This is a genomic window from Antrihabitans auranticaus (genome assembly GCF_016481275.1).
Taxonomy (GTDB): domain Bacteria; phylum Actinomycetota; class Actinomycetes; order Mycobacteriales; family Mycobacteriaceae; genus Antrihabitans.
Genome location: NZ_JAEMNW010000006.1, coordinates 215,273 through 234,323, shown reverse-complemented (window position 1 = coordinate 234,323; position 19,051 = coordinate 215,273). Strand labels below are relative to the sequence as shown.

Here is a 19,051-nt window from a genome sequence, read left to right as displayed (position 1 = left end):
CGTATCACATAACACACTTCGACTCTTGAGTGTCAGGTGTACCCGGGAGTAACATCGATCTAAGTTACTGGCGAGTAGACCAGCACGCCGGGCGGGACTGGCAAAACCGGACCGCACCCCCCACCTCAATGGAGAGCGAATAAAGATGGGCCACTACAAGAGCAACGTACGGGACCTCGAGTTCAACCTGTTCGAGGTCCTCGGCCTCGACGAGACCCTGAAAACGGGCGCGTACGGCGATCTGGACTCCGACACCGTTCGCGAAATGCTGAGCGAGGTCCGTCGTCTCGCAGAAGGCCCGCTGGGCGAGTCCTTCGCAGACACCGACCGCAATCCGCCCACTTTCGATCCCGAGACGTTCACCGTCTCCATCCCCGAATCCTTCAAGAAGTCCTTCAAGGCGCTGCAGGACGGCGGCTGGGACAAGCTGGGTGTCGAAGAAGCCCTCGGCGGCATGGAAGTTCCGCGTCCGGTCTACTGGGCCATCGCTGAGCTGCTCCTGGGCGCACAGCCCGCAGCCTTCATGTACGCCGCCGGCGCCGGCTTCGCGCAGATCTTCTACCACAACGCCACCGAAGAGCAGAAGAAGTGGGCCCAGATCTGCGCCGAGCGCAACTGGGGCGCCACCATGGTGCTGACGGAGCCGGACGCCGGTTCCGACGTCGGCGCCGGCCGCACCAAGGCCATCAAGCAGGACGACGGCTCCTGGCACATCGAAGGCGTCAAGCGCTTCATCACCTCGGGTGACGCGGACGACATGTTCGAGAACACCTTCCACCTCGTCCTGGCGCGTCCCGAAGGCGCCGGACCGGGCACCAAGGGCCTCTCGCTCTTCTTCGTTCCGAAGTTCCACTTCGATTTCGAGACCGGCGAACTGGGCGAGCGCAACGGCGTCTACGTCACGGGCCTCGAGCACAAGATGGGCCTCAAGGCATCGGCCACCTGCGAGCTCACCCTCGGCCAGAACGGCACGCCCGCCGTCGGTTGGCTCGTCGGCGAAGAGCACAACGGCATTGCCCAGATGTTCGACGTCATCGAGCACGCTCGCATGATGGTCGGCACCAAGGCCATCGCGACGCTGTCGACCGGTTACCTGAACGCCCTCGAGTACGCCAAGGAGCGTGTCCAGGGCGCCGACCTGACCAAGATGACCGACAAGGCAGCCCCGCGCGTCACCATCACGCACCATCCGGACGTTCGCCGCAGCCTCATGACGCAGAAGGCGTACACCGAGGGCCTGCGTTCGGTGTACCTCTACACGGCGGCGCACCAGAACGAAGACATCGCGATGCAGGTGTCGGGCGCTGACAAGGACACCGCGTTCCGCGTCAACGACCTGCTGCTTCCGATCGTCAAGGGTGTCGGTTCCGAGCGGGCCTACCAGTACCTGACCGAGTCGCTGCAGACCCTCGGTGGGTCCGGCTTCCTCCAGGACTACCCGATCGAGCAGTACATCCGCGACGCCAAGATCGACTCGCTCTACGAAGGCACCACCGCGATCCAGGCGCAGGACTTCTACTTCCGCAAGATCGCGCGTGACCGTGGAGTCGCACTGGCCCACGTCGCAGGCCAGATCACCAAGTTCATCGACAGCGACGCCGGCAACGGCCGCCTCAAGGCGGAGCGTGCACTGCTCGCAACCGCCCTGGAGGACGTCCAGGCCATGGCCGCAACCCTGACCGGTCACCTCATGGGTGCCCAGCAGAACCCGTCGGAGCTGTACAAGGTCGGCCTCGGCTCGGTGCGCTTCCTGATGGCAGTCGGCGACCTGGTCATCGGCTGGTTGCTCCTGCGCAACGCCGCAGTCGCACTCGCCGCGCTCGACAACGGTGCGGACGCCGGCAAGGACAAGGCCTTCTACGAAGGCAAGCTCGCCGTCGCGTCGTTCTTCGCCAAGAACGTTCTCCCGGAGCTGACCGCCACTCGCGCGATCCTCGGCAACCTCGAGAACGACATCATGGAACTCGACGAAGCCGCGTTCTGATAGCTCGCTGACCGCCCCCGGACCCACCTGGTCCGGGGGCGTTTTGCTTTGGCGGGCAGCCGGGTCAGGGCTCCCTCCCGTGTCCCGCCGCACCCTGCCACCGCGCCGCACCCATCCCCACTCCCGCCGCACCCCGCCCCCGCCGACCCTCCCCACCCCACCCCCGCCGCACCCCGACTCGGGAGTCGCACCGGTTTTTGGGCCCTATTTCGGGTGCGACTCCCGAGTCGGGGTGCGGCTGAGGGCGGTCGGAGGCTCAAAGACTGCGAATGACGAGTTCACACGGCTTCGGAAGCGGCGCGCGCTCGATTCGCCCGTCCGGCGCGGGCGATTTGCGGCCACGCTCCAACGACTGGGCGATTCGTACGCCCGTCGAATCGCTCTCGAGTTCGTCCCAGATCCATCGCACAACTTGAAACCCGGGCTCGCGCAATCTGTCTTCTCGGAGTTTCTCCTCGAAAACTGCGTCGCCAGGGTCCTGGCCCGGGCGAAGCAACCGTCCGTACTTCACTCGCCCGTCGAACTCGCCCAGCACGCCGAGTTCCTCGTCGTAGAAGTCGACACGTCCGCGGGCCACACCTCCTGCGTCGAACACGATTCCCTGCGAAAGCAACCCATCGATCCCACAGCGCCGCAACATGACTCGGCTCCGCGACTCACCGACGCTCTCACTCCGCCCATCGAGGAAACTCACAACCCGCCTGGCCGCGGCCGCGCCTCGCCGATACTTGGCAAACTCGAGTTCGACGGCGAGGTCCTCGGCAGTGACGCCGAACGTGCGGACTGCCGCGTCACCAGTAACCACTGCTTGTTCGAACGGCAATGTGCGACCGAGGTCGACCACCATGCGGGCAGGCGTCGTGACGAGAAATCCGTCGATTTCAACGACACCGACGACCGGCCCGCAGTGAACGGTCAGGTCGTCCTTGATTCGGCCGCCATTACGGCGATCGCGGGTTATCTGAATGCGGTCGAGCGGCACCCGCCACAGCGGCAGCTTGTACATGACGGCCGCAGATTCATGACTCAGAATGGCCTCGGTGGCCATGGCGGGCAAGGTGGCTTCGATCCGAAGCCTGTGGCGCGCAGCAGCTTCGAGCTCTGCAAACGTGACCGCGTCGACGTATGCCCCGTGACCGAGCCGTTGCCACCCGCAGCGGGTGTACATACGACGAATTTCCTCGTCGGAATGTCCGCGCCGAAGGGCCTGTTGGCGGAAGAGGAGTTCAGGGAGTTCCACGCGTCCATGCTGCAGCACCCAAGAGCCGTGGACCCCGCAGAAAGGCGGAGCCTGTGGATAGATGCCGCCCTGTGGATAAGCGTCAAACCGACTGCGAAGCAATACTTTCCGAGACTTCACGGGACAACAAGGGTCCAGAAGTGGGCGCAAATCCAAAATAATGCTGCGCCACGGAAGCCCCGCCGCACCGACAACCCTCCCGCACCGATTCGCCGCACCCCGACTCCGCAGTCGCACCCGAAATTGGGCCTGAAAACCGGTGCGAATCCGGAAAAGTGGTGCGGCGCGGCGACGCCAAGGTGGCAATGCGGCGCCAAGGTGGCAATGCGGCGCCAAGGTGGCAACGCGGCGCGGCGACGCCAAGGCAGTGCGAGGCGACACGACGCGACGGCACCTTCGACCTACATGTGGCATCGTCCTACACATGGCCCAACGCCCCGATGTACCTCTGGAGTGGCTGGACCGACTGCGCGCCATCGTCGAGCGGTTTCCCGATTGCCACGAGGAGACGGCGTGGGTTGGGACCCGCTGGCGGGTCGGCAGTTCGACGGTGGCCCACGTGTTCGGCGGCGAGGATCAGCAGTTCCGGATCATCTTTCGTGCCGAACCCGCGGAGGTACCGGCGTTCGAGAATCTCGGCGCGCCCTACTTCAAGACCGAGTGGGGCAGCACCACCGTGGGCATGATCATCGACGACGAGACGGATTGGGACGAGCTGACCGAGTTGCTGACCGACTCGTACTGCGTCCAGGCCCCGGCCAAGTTGGCCGAGCAGGTCGAACGCCCGGGCGATTCCTAGCTGGACACCTTCTGGCTGGCCAACCAGGTCGCGAGGTTCTGCTCGGCGATCCATGCATCGACGCCGGGAGTGGGCACGAGGGTGTCGTCCTCGATCACCGACCCGAAGTAGCCGGCGGCGTGGTCGGCAACGACGGTCCGCGGATCGCCGTCCGCCTCGAGCACGGTTCGGACCAGGTCGGCGAGACCCACGGCTTCGGGACCCGCGATCTCGACAACGCCCGCCGGACCACCGATTACGGCCTCGACCACACGATCGGCGACGTCGTCCGCCGCGATCGGCTGCAACGTGGCTTCGGTGACCCGCACCTGGCCGTCGCTGGTGGCTTGGTCTGCGATACCACGCAGGAACTCGAAGAACTGGGTCGCCTTGACGATGGTCCATGGCACCGCGCCGTCTTGAATCAATTGCTCCTGAACGAGTTTGGCGGCCATGTAGAAGTTGTCCGGCGCTCGCTCTGCGCCAACGATCGACACCGCGATGTGGTGCGCGACGCCGGCCTCCTGCTCCGCGCGCAGTTGATTGCCCGTCGACGTCGCGAAGAAGTCGATCAGTTCCTGCGGTTCCCAGATCGGTGCATTGCTGACATCGACGACGACGTCGGCGCCGCTGACCGCCTCGGCGAGACCTTCACCCGTTGCCGCGTTCACGCCGGTGCTCGGGGTAGCTACCACGACAGCGTGTCCAGCAGCCTCGAGCCGTTCGCGCACCTTCGTGCCGATCAGTCCCGTTCCGCCGACGATGACGACCTTCATCTCTGCTCCTTAACTCGGACAATTTATATCCGGAACTATACTCGGACATGTAGTATCCACGTCAAGAGGGAAAGGGAAGCGATAGTGCGATTGTCCGACGGAGTCGAGTGGGCGCTCCACTGCTGTGTCGTGCTGCGCATCGCCGACGCGCCGACACCGGCTTCGCGACTAGCGGAGTTCCACGACGTCTCGCCCAGTTATCTGGCCAAGCACCTGCAGGGCCTCTCGCGAGCCGGGATCATCCGGTCGGTCCAAGGGAAAGGCGGCGGCTACGTGCTCGGCCGCCCAGCCGAAGAGATCAGCGTGCTCGACGTGGTCGAGGCCGTGAACGGTGCGGCTCCATCGTTCGTCTGCACCGAGATCCGCCAACGCGGACCGTGCCGCACACCGCCCGAAAAGTGCGTTGCCCCTTGCGGAATCAATGCTGTGATGCTGAGCGCCGACGCAGCATGGCGCAACTCCCTGCGCGGTGTCACCATCAGCGACCTCGCCTCGCGAGCAGACAAAACCGCACCGGGCGACGGCACGGGTCTGCTCGCGCCGGCGCGGAAGTGGCTGGCGGCTAGCTCGTAGCGGCCGCAGCGAAGGGGACCGAACTTACGGACCGAACCGGTCCGCCCGGCCGGCGCCACAACTTCCGCCGTTCGAGAATCGGGAGCACACCCTCGCCGAACCAGTACGCCTCTTCGATGTGCGGATATCCCGACAGGATGAAGTGGCCGATACCGAGCCGCGCGTATTCGGCGATCCGGTCGGCGACCTCCTCGTGAGACCCGACCAACGCGGTGCCCGCTCCGCCGCGGACCAGTCCCACGCCCGCCCAGAGGTTCGGCGCGATGGTCAGGTTGTCTGTCCGTCCACCGTGCAGTTCGAGCATCCGACGCTGCCCTTCGGACTCACTGCGCGCCAGGTTCGCCTGAACTCGCTCGACGGCTGCAGGATCGACCGCCGCGAGTAGCCGATCGGCTTCGGCCCAAGCCTGCTCGGACGTGTCCCGACTGATGACGTGGATCCGCAGTCCGTAGCTCAGCACCCGGCCCCGGTCGACGGCCAAACCGCGAATCCAGTCCAGCTTCTTTGCGACGGCAGCCGGCGGCTCACCCCACGTCAGGTACGTATCGGCATGCGCCGCGGCAACAGTTCCCGCCGGACCCGACGACCCACCGAAGAACACCGGCGGCACCGGATCCGGTTGCCGCTGCAGGGTTGCACCCTGCACGTGCACGTGCTTGCCTTCGAACGTGACCGGACCGTCCGAGGTCCACAGATCACGCACTACCTGCAAGAACTCCCCACATCGCTCGTAGCGCTCCTCCTTGTTCAGGAAGTCGCCGTACGCCTGCTGCTCGTGCGCCTCGCCACCCGTGACCACGTTGAGCAGCAACCTGCCCTGCGATTGCCACTGGAACGTCGACGCCATCTGCGCGGCAAGCGTCGGGCTGATCAGCCCGGGCCGGAAGGCAACCAGAAACTTCAGTTTCTCCGTGGTCTCGACCATCATCGCCGTGGTGAGCCACGCGTCTTCGCACCACGCACCGGTCGGCGTGAGAACCGCCTCGAACCCGTTCGCTTCCGCCGCGGCGCCGATCTGATTGAGGTAGCGAAGTGTCGCAGGCCGGTCGCCCGACATCGACGTGCCATGCCCACCCGCGACGAGATTGCGCGAATCGCCGTACGTCGGGAGGAACCAGTGAAATGCCAAACTCATGCGTCGAGACTCCTAGATAAGTCCGTGCCGGGGCGGTGCTTCGCCGCGCAGCACGGCACGACCGATGTGCTGGTACTTCCAGCGAACCGGATCGTGAAGGGTGTGGGTACGGGCATTGCGCCAATGCCGGTCTAAATCGAGTTCGCTTGCTGCCGAACGTGTTCCGCTCACTTCGAACAGGGCCGACGAGACCTCCAGCGCGCTGCGCTCGCCGACGATCTTGGCAACCGCCACCGCTACGGACGCCTTGGCGGAGGCGCTGTCCGACTGCTCCGCAAACGCGGCATCCACGGCAACGCCGGCCGCCGCCAACGACGCTTCGGCCGTGGCGACCGATACGGCCAATTCCCCGAATCGTTGTACCAGCAACGGATCGTCGGACGCGTTCTCGACACCGGCTTCGAACCAGGGGCGGCTCTTTGTTCGCACGAAGTCGACAGCGTCGTCCAAGGCGCCGCGCGCGATTCCGACATCGATTGCCGTATGCAGCAGCTGCGCGAAGGCACCGTAGGATGTCGGACCCTCGAACGCGGGCGCTCGCGGAACAACCCAATCCGGCTGCACTGCAACATCATCCAGCCGCACGGTTCCGCTACCGGTCAACCGCTGACCGACGCCGTCCCAATCGTCGACGATCCGAACGCCTTCGGAATCGGCCGGGATCCACGCGACGACGTCGACTCCGTCGCGTCGCGCCAAAACCGGAATCCAGTGCGCGAAAAGCGTTCCGGTGCAGTAATACTTGGTTCCGTTCAACCGGTGGTCGGCGGTGAGGACAGTCGTGATATCGGCAATGGTCTTCGTCCCACGTTCGGACTGCGCGTTCGCGAACCGCCTGCCCGCCAGTACCTCCCCGAAGAAGAACCGCTGTTGGTCCGGCGTTCCGGCCAGCTTCAGCAACTGCACGTACACGAAGTGACTTTGGGGAATCTGCGCGATGTTCGGGTCCGCCGTGGCGATCACGCGCAAGACCTCGGCCACCTCCGATGGCGGTGCGTCTGCGCCTCCGAACTCGGCCGGAACGGTAATGGCATAGAGCCCGGCGTCCGACAGCTCGTCGACCTCCGGGCCGGGCAGCAGCCGACCGCGATCACGATCGGCTGCGCCTACCCGAAATTTCTCCGCCAACTCCCCCGCTACGCGGATCGCCGACGTCACGCGAGCAACGGTTCCAGCTCGCGTTCCTGCTGCGCCTCGAGCTCACGAACCAGCGGCAGCACACGCGCGCCGAAGTACTCGATCTCCTCCTGGAAGTGCAGGAAGCCACCGAGGATCAGGTCGACGCCGCGACGGCGATACTCGACGATGCGCTCGGCGATCTGCTCGGGTGTACCGATCAATTGCGTGCGGAAGCCGTCGTTGTATTGGACGAGGTCCTCGAATTTGGAGTCTGCCCACATGCCCTTCTTGTCGTGGGTCGACGCACCGGCCTGCTGGACTGCGCCCCGGAAGCCTTCCACCGCAGGCTTGTTGGCCTTGGCGATGATTTCGCGCAGCGTCTCGCGCGCTTCCTTCTCGGTATCGCGGGCGATGATGAAACCGTTGAGCCCGAACTTCACTTCGCGCTCGTTCTCGCGGGCGACCTCGCGAACGTCGAGCAGCTGCTCGGTGACGCCGTCGAAATCCTTGCCGTTGCTGAAGTACCAGTCCGAGTAGCGGCCGGCATTGCGCCGGGCCGCGGCCGAGTTGCCACCTTGGAACAGCTCCGGGTTGGGGCGCGCAGCGGTGTTGAGCGGCTTCGGCTTCAGGGTGAAGTCGTGAATACGGTAGAAATCGCCGCGGAAGTCGACGTCGTCTTCGGTCCAGATCTTGCGTAGAACCTGCAGGAATTCAGCGCTGCGCCGGTAGCGCTCGTCGTGCTCGAGCCACGGCTCACCGAGGTGTGTGAACTCGTCCTTGAACCAGCCGCTGACCACGTTGACGGCGAAGCGGCCGTTGGACAGATGATCTGCGGTGGCACCGAGCTTCGCGAGTACCGCCGGCTGCCACAAACCGGGATGGACAGCGGCGATGACCTTCAAACGCTCGGTCGCCAGCAGCAGTGCGAGGCTGAAGCTGGTCGACTCGTGCTGAAACTCCGCGCCGTAGCTTGCCTCGTACCTGACCTGACTGAGGGCGTACTCGAAACCGTTGTTCTCGGCGGTCTGCGCGAGCTTCTTGTTGTACTCGTAGTCCCAGCTCGTGCGCTGTTCGATGTCCGACGTGACAAGTCCACCACTGACGTTGGGAACCCAGTAGGCGAACTTGATCTCGTCGGTTATCCGTTCGGTACTCATGGTTAGCGAGTCTCACCAAGTCCGTCTTGCGGAAACACCCATCACTCGAGCGTGAACACAAGGGTTGACAGCAGCACACTGTCATGCGATGACGGACAGGGCCTTTCGCTCGATTCCGAGGTCGAGCTCGGTGAAGTCGCCGATGTAGTCGCCATCGACCTGCACGGCGAAGGGCAGGAGCCCGGTCGACACGATCCGCGCCGACGTGATGTCGCGCAGCTCGTCGACATGCCGGTGACTGCGTGCACCACCCAGCCGATCGACGAGGACTCGGCCCATCAGGAACGGGACATCGACCGGGCTCGCCCGCCGCAGCACGATGACAGCCAAGCTTCCGTCGTCCAGGGCAACGTCTTTGGACAGTTGCACCGGAACGCCTTGGAAGTACGTGAACGGGCTGCTGTTCTGGACGACGGCGGTCACGCCGTCGATCTCCCTTCCACCGGCCATGATCCGGAGGCGGACCTTGTCGCCCATGTACTCGCCGAGGAATCCGGTGATCGCCGCGTAGGTGAAGAAGAAGGGACCGAAGCGCGACTTCAGCTCCGGCCGCGCCTCGACCCGCCGTGCGGTCGTCGCGTCCAGCCCTGCGCCGCAGGCAAATACGAACCTCCGGCCGTTCACCGTTCCCAGATCGATTGGGCGAGGGGCGAAGTCATCGGCGCGGCGGAGGAGGTGCTGCGTCGCGGGTCCGATCTGCCGCGGAATCCCGAGCGTACGACAGATCACGTTCGTCGATCCGCCGGGTAATGCCGACAGCGGAATGCCGAGTCCGACAATCCCGTTCACGATCTCGTTGACGGTGCCGTCGCCGCCCAGTGCGACAACGAGGTCGATACCCGTTGCGGCACGGCCGAGTTCGATCGCGTGACCACGGGCTTCGGTCGTCACGACCTGGACGTCGTAGCCGGCCCGCAGCCTGTGGACGACATCCGCCGTGATCGTGTCGGACACGTTGGTGGCATAGGGGTTGACCACCAACAACAGCCGCTTGCGGTCCGACGCACTCACGGCGTCGAACTTAGCTCACCGCACAGTCGGTTATACGCACTTCACGATCGGGACCGGGTCGTACTTGACGGTACGGGTGTGTCGGTAGACCTCCGCGCCGGTGATGTGGTCGGTGATGATGCGCGTATTGCTCGTCGTGAATCCTGGTGCACCGCGCGATGCCACACAGTCGCCGCCTTCGGGCAGCGTGATCGTGTCTGGCGCAGTGTCCGCGTACCGATCACCGGTCACCGATTGCACGTCGACCGCCTTGGTTCCCCAAATCCGCACCGTCACATCGGAACTGCTTCCGACCGCTTCGATGTAGATGCCGTTCTGAGTGTTGTTACGGAAGGCGAGGTCGATCGCGCCTTCGAACACCGTTGCCTCGCGCGCCTCGGGGTAGCGCGAAATGTAATAGCTGTGTTCGGTGTGGGTGACGTCCTCGAGGCCGGCGAAGTACGTCGCGTTGTAGAGCGTCGTGGCGAACTGGCTGATGCCGCCACCGACCGCCTTGGCAGGTCGGCCGTGGTCGATGATGCCCGACTCGACGTAGCCCTGTTCGATTCCGCGCGGACCGGTGAATCCGTTCAGCGAGAACGTGTCACCCGGTTTCACGATGGCGCCGTTCACGACCTCTGCGACCTTACGGATGTTCACTCCCGAGGCGGGCTCGAATCCACCCGTCGTGTACTCGGCGATGACTTCTCTGATCCCGAGTCCGTTCACAGCCTCGGTCGTGAGCGCGGGCTGCGCCGGCTCGTACACTGCGGCCGCCGTTCGGGCGTTCGGTGCCGACATCAACCCGGGCAAGCCGTCGAGCGTCTTCTGCCACGCCACCATGTCGCCGACGACTGCGGGCGTGACGACCGGGGCACCGCTCGTCACCGAGATCACGGCGTCGCGCGGCCGGACTTCGGTTACCGCCAGTTGCGGCGCGAGCAGCGCGGCCGCCGCGTCGCGGTTGTACTGCGGGGTGAGGCCACCGCTGTCGTTCGGGGTGAAAGTCAGAACCGCACCGACCTGGTCGGGCTTCAAGGTCGCTACCTTGCCGTCACGCCCGGTAAACACGACGTCCGCGGCAACAGCCGGCTCGGCGATCTTGTCGACCGCGTCCTGCACAGCTGCGTCGTCGACTACGACGTCGGTCACGTCGACCGGCAGTTCGATCGGCGTTGCGTCTGCCCAGTCGGCCACCAGCGCCTCCCGGGCCCCGGCGGCATCCAGCGCCTGACCGGCGACCGGCAGTACAGGAATCGGCTGCGCGCCGTCGAATCGCACGCCACCCTCTACCGGTGCCCGGTCGGTGACCGGACGCAGGCCCTCGACCTGGGCAGACAATGCAGCTTCGTCGACAGTGGACGCAATCTGCACGTGTCGATCGGTGAACAGCGACACGATCCTCGTGAACGGATCGAGCGGTTGCGAACCGACACGGTCCAGCGTCTGCGCCCAGTCCACGTCCAGAACGTCGGCCGACACGGTGATATCGCCTGTCACGTCGCCGGCTTCGAAGGCCAGCGGTTTCTCGATGCGCTCACTGATCCGCGCCCGCAGCAGCGCCTCCGCGTCGTCGATGTCCCGACCGCCGAGATCGACCCCGGCGACGACGACCCCACGCGGGACAGCACCCGAGGACGCCACGAGATCGATCACGTAGACGACCGCGAGCAGCGCAAACACGGCGGCACCGAGGAGTCCGTACCGCAGCCACTGCGGATTCGTGGACTCTTTTCTGTGCCGCGACCCCGTCTGCTTGGGCGGAGACCGATGATCGGCGCCGACCTCGGCAGTCGATCCGTCGGGACTTGTCATTGCCTCGAGTCTAGGCCGCGCGCGTGGAACGGGCATTTTCGAAGACCCCCAGGAAATAGTGAGGCCTCGCGCGGCTGCCGGGTCGGGGGTCGGGCAGCAGCGCGAGGCCGACTATGACATCGCTGCACTTCGAAAGGCGTTACACACCTTCCGAAAATAAGTTGACTTAGCGTTCGATGATCGCCGTGACGCCCTGACCACCCGCGGCACAGATGGAGATCAGGCCGCGGCCCGAACCCTTCTCCGCGAGCATCTTCGCGAGCGAAGCCACGATGCGGCCGCCGGTTGCGGCGAACGGGTGACCGGCCGCGAGCGAGGAGCCGTTGACGTTGAGCTTGCTGCGATCGATCGAGCCGAGCGCACCGTCGAGGCCGAGGCGCTCCTTGCAGTACGCGTCGCTTTCCCAAGCCTGCAGGGTGGCGAGCACGACCGACGCGAATGCCTCGTGGATTTCGTAGTAGTCGAAGTCCTGCAAGGTCAGGCCGTTGCGGGCAAGCAGGCGCGGCACCGCGTAGGTCGGCGCCATGAGCAATCCGTCCTTGCCGTGAACGTAGTCGACAGCAGCCGTCTCGGAGTCGACGAGGCGGGCAAGGACGGGCAGGTTGCGCTCCGCGGCCCATTCCTCGGTCGAGAGCAGTGCGGCCGACGCACCGTCGGTCAGCGGGGTGGAGTTGCCTGCCGTCATCGTCGCGTCGCCGAGCTTGACACCGAAGACGGGGTTGAGGGTCGCAAGCTTTTCGACCTTGGAGCCCGGACGCAGGTTGTCGTCGCGGGTCAGGCCGAGGAACGGAGTGATGAGGTCGTCGAAGAAGCCACGGTCATAGGCAGCGGCCATGTTCTGGTGGCTCGCGGCAGCGAGCTCGTCCTGATCTTCGCGGCGGATGCCGAATTCCTTCGAGGTGATCGCAGCGTGCTCACCCATCGACTTACCGGTGCGCGGCTCGCCGTTCTTCGGGATCTCCAGTCCGAGCATGCTCGGCCGGACGTGGCCGAGCAGCTTGACGCGATCACCGGTGGTCTTCGCGCGATTCACCGAGAGCAGGAACTCACGCAGGTCGTCGCTGACGCCGATAGGCGCATCGGAGGTGGTATCGACGCCGCCGCCGACGCCCGCGTCGATTCGGCCTGCGGCGATCGCGTCGCCGACCGCAATGATCGACTGCAGCCCGGTTCCGCACGCCTGGCCCAGGTCGTAGGCGGGCGTGTACGGGCTCAGTGCGCTGCCGAGAACCGACTCACGCATGAGGTTGAAGTCCCGGCTGTGCTTGAGGACCGCACCGCCGACGACCATGCCGAGTCGCTCGCCCTGCAGGTTGAAGCGGCTGACGAGCCCGTCCAGCGTCGCGGTGAACATGTCCTGATTGGACGCTCGGGCGTATGCCTTGTCCGACCGGGCGAACGGAATTCGATTGCCGCCGAGGATGGCGACAGGGCGCAGCTGCTTGCTTGTCACGTGACTACTCCAAGATGTGTTGGGGTCTGCTCGACAACTAACTTACTCCGGAGTAAGTTCAATGTCGACATCGCACCCATAATTGTGCGTACATCACAGGGTTATCCGGCAGAAAAGGTAGGAAAGTGGCAGCAACCAAGGCAGCTCCCGACTTGTACTCGTCGTTCCTCAACAACAAGGTGGGCGCACTCATTGCCAAGCAGGCTGGGCTTCCCCAGCCTGAGAACCTCCGCCGCTACAAGGCCGGCGAACCGCCGCTCGCCGGTCCGGTCCTGATCGGCGGCAGCGGTCGCCTGGTCGAGCCGTTGCGAGAACTGTTGTCCGACTACGACATTGCAGATCCCACGGCCGAGGGCACGAAGTTCGGGGGCCTCGTGTTCGACGCGACCGGCATCGGCAGCATCACCGAACTCGACCAGCTGTACAAGTTCTTCCAGCCCGTCATGCGGCAGCTGGCACCGTCCTCGCGCATCGTCGTCATCGGCACGACGCCCGAGGAGACCGACTCTGTCGACGAGCACATCGCCCAGCGCGCGCTCGAAGGCTTCACCCGCAGCGTTGCCAAGGAACTGCAGCGTGGCGGCACCGGACAGCTCGTCTACGTGTCCCCGAAGGCAAGCACGGGCCTGACCGGTCTGGCATCGACGTTGCGCTTCCTGCTGTCGGCCAAGTCCGCGTTCGTCGACGGCCAGGTCATCCGCGTCGGCGCCGAGGACTCCACAGCGCCCGCGAACTGGGACCGCCCGCTCGAAGGCAAGGTCGCCGTCGTGACCGGTGCCGCGCGCGGTATCGGCGCCACCATCGCCGAGGTTCTGTCCCGCGACGGCGCACACGTCGTGTGCGCTGATATCCCCGCGGCAGGCGAGGCTCTGTCGGCGACCGCGAACAAGGTCGGCGGCACATCGCTCGCGCTCGACGTCACCGCAGCCGATGCGCCCGACGTTCTTGCCAAGCACCTCATCGATCGGCACGGCGGCGCGGACATCATCGTCCACAACGCCGGCATCACACGCGACAAGCTGCTCGCCAACATGGACGACGGCCGCTGGAACGCCGTCATCAACGTCAATCTGCTTGCGCCGCAGCGCATCACCGACACACTTGTCGAGCAGGGTGCACTGAAGGAGGGCGGCCGGGTCATCGACGTCTCCTCTATCGCAGGCATCGCAGGCAACCGCGGCCAGACCAACTACGGCACCTCGAAGGCCGGCGTCATCGGCCTCGTCCAGGCCAGCGCTCCGGTGCTCGCGAAGAAGAAGATCACCACGAACGCAGTCGCGCCCGGCTTCATCGAGACCGCGATGACGGCGGCAATCCCGTTCGCAACCCGCGAGGCCGGCCGTCGCATGAGCTCGCTGCTGCAGGGCGGCCAGACCGTCGACGTCGCAGAGGCCATCGCATACTTCGCGAGCCCCGCCTCGAACGCCGTCACGGGCCAGGTCATCCGCGTGTGCGGTCAAAGCCTCATCGGCGCATAAAGAAGGCGGCAAGCAACATGACGAAAACCGAGAAGCTCACCGAGCAGCCGAAGATCCGCGATCTGTATTTCAAGGCTGCCCTCGGTGCGATTCCGCTGCCCGGCGTCGGCGGTCGGCCGAGCACGCTGCCCGAGCAGACGCTCGAGCTCAAGGGCGTGAAGGTCGACCCCGATCACCTGGCCGCGTACGCGAAGGTCTGCGGCCTGCGGTTCGGTGACTCTCTGCCGCTGACCTACCCGTTCGTGCTGCTGTTCCCGACGGTCATGAAGCTCGTGATCAGCAAGGAGTTCCCGTTCCCGGCAATCGGAGCGGTCCACGCAGAGAACGTGATCGAGCAGTTGCGACCGATTTCGGTCAGCGAGCCGCTCGATTTCCGGGTACACGCGGACAACCTGCGCGAGCACCCCAAAGGCCTGCTTGTCGACATGGTGAGTTCGGTCAGCGTCGGCCGGGAAGAGGTCTGGAAGCAGACGACGACGTTCCTGCGCCAGCAGAAGACGTCGTTGTCGGGTGGCCCGAAGCCGGAACCGAAACCCGAAGAGGCCCCGCCGACTCCGATGAGCACGTTGCGTGTCGATCAGAAGACGATCAACAAGTACGCGGCGGTCTCCGGGGACCGGAACCCGATTCATATTTCAGGTCTGGGCGCCAAGGCATTCGGCTTCCCGACCACGATCGCGCACGGCATGTACACGGCGGCAGCAACGTTGCAGACCGTCGAAGGCCGGATTCCGGATGCCGTGACCTACAGCGTGAAGTTCGGCAAACCGGTGCTCATCCCGTCGACGGTGAACGTCTACGCCGACGAAACCGAGGGTGGCTGGGATTTGTCTCTCAAGCACCCGAAGAAGGGCTACCCGCACCTGACGGCGACACTTCGCTGAAGCCGCTGTGCGCCTGTGCGCGGTTAGGGAGTCCCTGGACTCGCTAACCGCGCACGGGCCTAGTCTTTTTTCTTTCCCGCGAGACCACGCCAGGCGAGGTTCTCGAGCAGTTCGGCGGCCTCGTCGACGAGGATTTCGCCGCCTGCGATCCGGTCGGCAACGGCTTCTCCGGCGCCGATCAGCGCGACGGCCATGATGCCGAAGTTGGTTCCCGGCTCGGGATTCTTGGTACTCGACTCGAGTAGCTTCGCGACCAGTTCGATGAGCTGATTACGGCTGTTCTGCACCTGCGATGCAAAGGCCGCCTGATTGGTCGCCGTGCGGTAGAGAACCATCCACGATTGGCGATTGTTGTCGACGAATTCGAGAAACGAGATGAGTGCTTTCTGCACCTGCTCGCGCGGGGTCAGCTTCGGATCGCCGGCCGGTGCGAGCGACTCGACGAAGCGGGCGCCCTCGCGCTGGATACACGCCGCGAAGAGCTCGTCCTTCGACCCGTAATATAGGTAGAGCATCGGCTTCGAGATAGCGGCTTCGGCAGCGATCGCATCCATCGAAGTATCGTGAAAGCCGTTGCGCGCGAAGACTTCCACCGCAGCGTCGAGCATCTGTTGTTCACGGACTGCGCGCGGCAACCGCTTCGTTCCGCCAGCCATACGCGCGTCCTCCCACATGTCGAGGTTGCTATCTTACTCTACAGTAAGAACGCGCTCCAGCAGCAGGATTTCGACGCCCGACTCAGCAACCCTGGGGTAGCTGCACGCCCTTGTACTTCGCGACGCGGACGACGGATTTGTCGACCTGGTCGAGCGGAAGCCTGTTCGCCTCGACGGCGGACTCGAGCTGTGTCAGGACACTCGGCACGGAATCGGTACTGATCCACAACGCGACGTCCGCACCGGCTTCGAGGGCCTTCTCGACCGCGTCTTCGATGCTGTACTGCGACGTGATCGCTGCCATGCCGCTGAGGTCGTCGGTGAAGATCACGCCGTCGAACGGCGCACCGCCGTAACCACTTCCGGCACGCAGGAACTGCATCGCTTCCGGACTGATGCTGGCAGGTTTGCCGTCGGTCAGTCCCGGTACGACGAGGTGGCCGACCATCACAGCCCCGGTCAGGTCTGCCAGCTTCGCGTACGGCACGAGGTCGCCGGTGAGCTGATCGAGCGGAGGCGTCGTCACCACTCCGGTGTGCGAATCACCCGAAGCCCGACCATGCCCCGGAAAATGCTTGATCACGGCTCCGACCTGGGCGGCTTGCATTGCGCGGATGTACTGCTCGGCGTAGGTGACCACGACTTGCGGGTCGTCCGAATACGAGCGGTCGCCGATCGCGGCGTTGTCGGTACCGACGTCGACGACGGGAGCGAAGTTCACCGTGATCCCGAGACTCTTCAACGTGTTCGCCCTCGCCAGTGCGGCCTCGTAGGACTGCTGCGGGTTGCCTGCAGCGGCGATGTCCTGCGCCGACGGTCCGGGCTGGAGAAGATCCGGGAAACGCGAGACGCGGCCGCCCTCTTCGTCGATGGTGACCATCAGCGGGACATTCGACTTCTCCAGTGCGGCCGCCTTGACCTGCTGCATGTTGGCCGGAACGCTCAGCAACGACTCTTCGGTTCCGCTGCCGATAAAGATTCCGCCGACCTGGTACTGGTCGACGACGTTCAGCGCATCCGCCGTACCCGTCACCCCGACGGTCAGTAGTTGCGCGAGTTTCTGCTCGATCGTCAGCTTGTCGAGAAACGGTTGACATGCCCCGCCCGCGGGCAGTGGCGTCTCGCTGGCCGGCGGAAGCGTAATCGAACTGGAGACCGCCGAACTGGCCGCCGGAGCCGACGTGGACTCTGCTGCGTTATCGGTGCCTGCAGCGCATCCCGTCGCGACGGCTGCACACAGCGCGAGGCCCAGTCCCAATGGTTTCCGCATGCGGCCGACGTTATCGGACCGTGCGGATACCGCACACTCGGTCGCCGTTTGTGCGATCTTATCGAGGGTAAACTGGAAGCCATACGCAGCAACGGGAGCAAACAGTGCCTTGCGACGTAATGCTCATCGCCTACGACGGCTCGGATAACGCCAAGCGCGCTATCGAATACGCCGGCCGCTTCCTTTCCGCGCGCCGAGCAGTCGTGCTGACGGCCTGGGAGCCGATGGTCCGGCAGGCCGCGCGCATGTCAGGTCTGTCCGGAGTCATGCAGCCCGACTGGGTGCCGGACGAAGACCTCGAGGACGTCGCCTTCACCGACGCCAAAGCGACCAACAGCGAAGGCCTGGACCTCGCGCTCGCGGCCGGCATCAACGCCGAGGCGCGTACAGAGGAATGCACGAGCACGATCTGGAACACGATCGTCGACACAGCTGACGACCTGAACGTAGACATCATCGTCGCCGGCACCCGCGGGGCGACCGGGATCCGGGCCCTTCTGCACAGCAGCGTCGCCGACCACGTCCTCAAGCACTGCCACAGGCCAGTACTCCTCGTGCCGCCGGGCAAGAAGCCTGCAGTCGTTCGGCGGTGAATGCGCACGCCGCCGCGTGACCAAAGGCACCCTCTCGCCGCAGCGCGGCCCGACTATCGTCGGAACCACTATGGACGGCTTCTTGCTCGCACGGCCCGACGGTGTGCTCCGCACCCGTGGCGCTCGCGCGCGCTACAGCACTGTGGAGCACGCCGTCGCGGCCCTGCGGTCCGGAACTACGGACCTCGTCGTGGGCGCCCTCCCGTTCGATCCCAGTCGCCCGACCGCTCTGCTGGCCCCGCTCGAATCCCACACCGCGGCCGACCTCGCAATGCCGCTGACCGGCCTGCCCGGCCTCACGCTCGTCACCGAACTGCCTGCCCCGGCCGAACACGTCGAACGAGTTACCAGGCTGATCAAGCTGATTCGTGAGGGCACGCTCGGGAAAGTGGTCGCGGCGCGATCCGTCGTTCTCGCTGCGGAAACCCCGGTCGATCCGGAGCTGCTCGTCGCCCACCTCGTGGGCCTGCACCCGACGGCGAACGGTTTCGCGGTCGACCTCGGCAACTCGACACTCGTCGGCGCGAGTCCCGAACTCCTCGTGCAGCGTCGCGGGCGCACTGTCTCGCTGTCACCGCTCGCCGGCACGTTGCCGCGCCGCAGCGACCCCGCCGCTGACCTCGCGCAGCGACAGGCACTGCTCGACTCGGCCAAGGACCACGCCGAGCACGCGTACGTCGTCGAGTGGATCAGGCAGCAGCTGTCGCCGATCTGCACCGAGCTGACGATCCCCGACGAGCCGATCATCATCAGCACACCCGAGGTCTGGCATCTGGCGACCCCGATCGTGGGGACGCTGAACGACTCGGCGCCGAGCGCACTCGAGATCGCTGCTCTACTGCATCCCACACCCGCGGTCTGCGGCACGCCGACGGACCTCGCCCTGACCACGATCGCCGAGACCGAAGAGGATCGCGGCTTCTACGGCGGTGCTGTCGGTTGGTGCGATGCGAGCGGCGACGGCGAGTGGATCGTCGCAATCCGGTGCGCCGAACTCGACGCCGACCGGACAACATTGCGCGCGTTCGCGGGTGGCGGGATCGTCGCGACCTCGGATGCACAGTCCGAACTCGACGAGACCACCGCGAAACTGCGGACCGTCTTGCGCCCCTTCGGGATGTCGCTGTGAGGGCTGCCTCCCCGGTGTGGG

General features: G+C 65.2%; 17 protein-coding genes. 7 read left to right on the top strand and 10 right to left on the bottom strand.

Annotated elements, in window-relative coordinates; all coding sequences use genetic code 11:
* Window positions 1-145: 145 nt before the first annotated feature.
* Window positions 146-1,984 carry an acyl-CoA dehydrogenase gene (locus JGU72_RS23955; RefSeq protein WP_199686602.1) on the top strand — a complete coding sequence of 613 codons (1,839 nt, stop codon included), beginning with the start codon at window positions 146-148 and terminating at the stop codon, window positions 1,982-1,984.
* 256 nt (window positions 1,985-2,240) lie between these two features.
* On the opposite strand, the gene JGU72_RS23950 is transcribed toward JGU72_RS23955, so the two are convergent.
* Window positions 2,241-3,224 carry a hypothetical protein gene (locus JGU72_RS23950; protein ID WP_199686601.1) on the bottom strand — a complete coding sequence of 328 codons (984 nt, stop codon included), beginning with the start codon at window positions 3,222-3,224 and terminating at the stop codon, window positions 2,241-2,243.
* Window positions 3,225-3,648: 424 nt separating this feature from the next.
* Here JGU72_RS23950 and JGU72_RS23945 point away from each other — a divergent pair, with 424 nt between their 5' ends.
* Window positions 3,649-4,023, top strand: a complete 375-nt coding sequence (locus JGU72_RS23945) for an MmcQ/YjbR family DNA-binding protein (RefSeq protein WP_199686600.1) — start codon at window positions 3,649-3,651, stop codon at window positions 4,021-4,023.
* Here the strand turns inward: JGU72_RS23945 and JGU72_RS23940 are convergent.
* Window positions 4,020-4,778 (bottom strand): SDR family oxidoreductase, encoded by a 759-nt coding sequence (locus JGU72_RS23940; RefSeq protein WP_199686599.1) that lies wholly within the window; start codon window positions 4,776-4,778, stop codon window positions 4,020-4,022. The genes JGU72_RS23945 and JGU72_RS23940 overlap by 4 nt on opposite strands.
* Window positions 4,779-4,862: 84 nt before the next feature.
* On the opposite strand from JGU72_RS23940, the gene JGU72_RS23935 reads away from it, so the two are divergent.
* A complete protein-coding gene (locus JGU72_RS23935; RefSeq protein WP_199686598.1) occupies window positions 4,863-5,351 on the top strand; it encodes an RrF2 family transcriptional regulator in 489 nt (162 codons plus the stop codon).
* On the opposite strand, the gene JGU72_RS23930 is transcribed toward JGU72_RS23935, so the two are convergent.
* From JGU72_RS23930 to JGU72_RS23905, 6 genes are all read right to left on the bottom strand, one after another.
* Entirely contained in the window at window positions 5,341-6,486 is a 1,146-nt protein-coding gene (locus tag JGU72_RS23930; protein ID WP_199686597.1) for an LLM class flavin-dependent oxidoreductase, read from the bottom strand. The genes JGU72_RS23935 and JGU72_RS23930 overlap by 11 nt on opposite strands.
* Before the next feature lie 12 nt (window positions 6,487-6,498).
* The gene (locus JGU72_RS23925; protein ID WP_199686596.1) at window positions 6,499-7,644 is read right to left on the bottom strand and encodes an SfnB family sulfur acquisition oxidoreductase; all 1,146 of its coding nucleotides are present in this window, start codon (window positions 7,642-7,644) and stop codon (window positions 6,499-6,501) included.
* Window positions 7,641-8,762: a dimethylsulfone monooxygenase SfnG gene (gene sfnG / locus JGU72_RS23920; protein WP_199686595.1), complete on the bottom strand. Its 1,122-nt coding sequence runs from the start codon at window positions 8,760-8,762 to the stop codon at window positions 7,641-7,643. The genes JGU72_RS23925 and sfnG overlap by 4 nt, the downstream gene beginning before the upstream one ends.
* An 81-nt stretch (window positions 8,763-8,843) precedes the next feature.
* A complete protein-coding gene (locus JGU72_RS23915; RefSeq protein ID WP_199686594.1) occupies window positions 8,844-9,773 on the bottom strand; it encodes a diacylglycerol/lipid kinase family protein in 930 nt (309 codons plus the stop codon).
* A 30-nt stretch (window positions 9,774-9,803) separates the two neighbouring features.
* Complete coding sequence (locus tag JGU72_RS23910) at window positions 9,804-11,567, bottom strand: VanW family protein (RefSeq protein WP_233532908.1); 1,764 nt, start codon at window positions 11,565-11,567, stop codon at window positions 9,804-9,806.
* 166 nt (window positions 11,568-11,733) lie between these two features.
* On the bottom strand, window positions 11,734-13,020 hold the full coding sequence (locus JGU72_RS23905) for an acetyl-CoA C-acetyltransferase (RefSeq protein WP_199686593.1): 1,287 nt from the start codon (window positions 13,018-13,020) through the stop codon (window positions 11,734-11,736).
* A gap of 125 nt (window positions 13,021-13,145) precedes the next feature.
* On the opposite strand from JGU72_RS23905, the gene JGU72_RS23900 reads away from it, so the two are divergent.
* Together JGU72_RS23900 and JGU72_RS23895 are read left to right on the top strand one after the other, a co-directional pair.
* The gene (locus tag JGU72_RS23900) at window positions 13,146-14,498 is read left to right on the top strand and encodes a 3-oxoacyl-ACP reductase (RefSeq protein ID WP_199686592.1); all 1,353 of its coding nucleotides are present in this window, start codon (window positions 13,146-13,148) and stop codon (window positions 14,496-14,498) included.
* A gap of 17 nt (window positions 14,499-14,515) precedes the next feature.
* Window positions 14,516-15,382: a MaoC/PaaZ C-terminal domain-containing protein gene (locus tag JGU72_RS23895; protein WP_199686591.1), complete on the top strand. Its 867-nt coding sequence runs from the start codon at window positions 14,516-14,518 to the stop codon at window positions 15,380-15,382.
* 59 nt (window positions 15,383-15,441) lie between these two features.
* On the opposite strand, the gene JGU72_RS23890 is transcribed toward JGU72_RS23895, so the two are convergent.
* Window positions 15,442-16,038, bottom strand: a complete 597-nt coding sequence (locus tag JGU72_RS23890) for a TetR/AcrR family transcriptional regulator (RefSeq protein WP_199686590.1) — start codon at window positions 16,036-16,038, stop codon at window positions 15,442-15,444.
* 82 nt (window positions 16,039-16,120) lie between these two features.
* Window positions 16,121-17,308 carry a glycoside hydrolase family 3 N-terminal domain-containing protein gene (locus JGU72_RS23885; RefSeq protein WP_199686589.1) on the bottom strand — a complete coding sequence of 396 codons (1,188 nt, stop codon included), beginning with the start codon at window positions 17,306-17,308 and terminating at the stop codon, window positions 16,121-16,123.
* A gap of 104 nt (window positions 17,309-17,412) precedes the next feature.
* Between JGU72_RS23885 and JGU72_RS23880 the strand changes: the two genes are divergently transcribed.
* Together JGU72_RS23880 and JGU72_RS23875 are read left to right on the top strand one after the other, a co-directional pair.
* Complete coding sequence (locus JGU72_RS23880; RefSeq protein WP_199686588.1) at window positions 17,413-17,901, top strand: universal stress protein; 489 nt, start codon at window positions 17,413-17,415, stop codon at window positions 17,899-17,901.
* A gap of 70 nt (window positions 17,902-17,971) precedes the next feature.
* Window positions 17,972-19,030 (top strand): isochorismate synthase, encoded by a 1,059-nt coding sequence (locus JGU72_RS23875; RefSeq protein ID WP_199686660.1) that lies wholly within the window; start codon window positions 17,972-17,974, stop codon window positions 19,028-19,030.
* Window positions 19,031-19,051 lie beyond the last annotated feature (21 nt).

Bases quoted from the DNA above. Each gene is read 5' to 3' on its own strand.
- JGU72_RS23890 (WP_199686590.1), bottom strand. From the start codon at position 16,038: ATGGCTGGCGGAACGAAGCGGTTGCCGCGCGCAGTCCGTGAACAACAG.
- JGU72_RS23895 (WP_199686591.1), top strand. From the start codon at position 14,516: ATGACGAAAACCGAGAAGCTCACCGAGCAGCCGAAGATCCGCGATCTG.
- JGU72_RS23940 (WP_199686599.1), bottom strand. From the start codon at position 4,778: ATGAAGGTCGTCATCGTCGGCGGAACGGGACTGATCGGCACGAAGGTG.
- JGU72_RS23910 (WP_233532908.1), bottom strand. From the start codon at position 11,567: ATGACAAGTCCCGACGGATCGACTGCCGAGGTCGGCGCCGATCATCGG.
- JGU72_RS23930 (WP_199686597.1), bottom strand. From the start codon at position 6,486: ATGAGTTTGGCATTTCACTGGTTCCTCCCGACGTACGGCGATTCGCGC.
- JGU72_RS23945 (WP_199686600.1), top strand. From the start codon at position 3,649: ATGGCCCAACGCCCCGATGTACCTCTGGAGTGGCTGGACCGACTGCGC.
- JGU72_RS23885 (WP_199686589.1), bottom strand. From the start codon at position 17,308: ATGCGGAAACCATTGGGACTGGGCCTCGCGCTGTGTGCAGCCGTCGCG.
- JGU72_RS23875 (WP_199686660.1), top strand. From the start codon at position 17,972: ATGGACGGCTTCTTGCTCGCACGGCCCGACGGTGTGCTCCGCACCCGT.
- sfnG (WP_199686595.1), bottom strand. From the start codon at position 8,762: ATGAGTACCGAACGGATAACCGACGAGATCAAGTTCGCCTACTGGGTT.
- JGU72_RS23955 (WP_199686602.1), top strand. From the start codon at position 146: ATGGGCCACTACAAGAGCAACGTACGGGACCTCGAGTTCAACCTGTTC.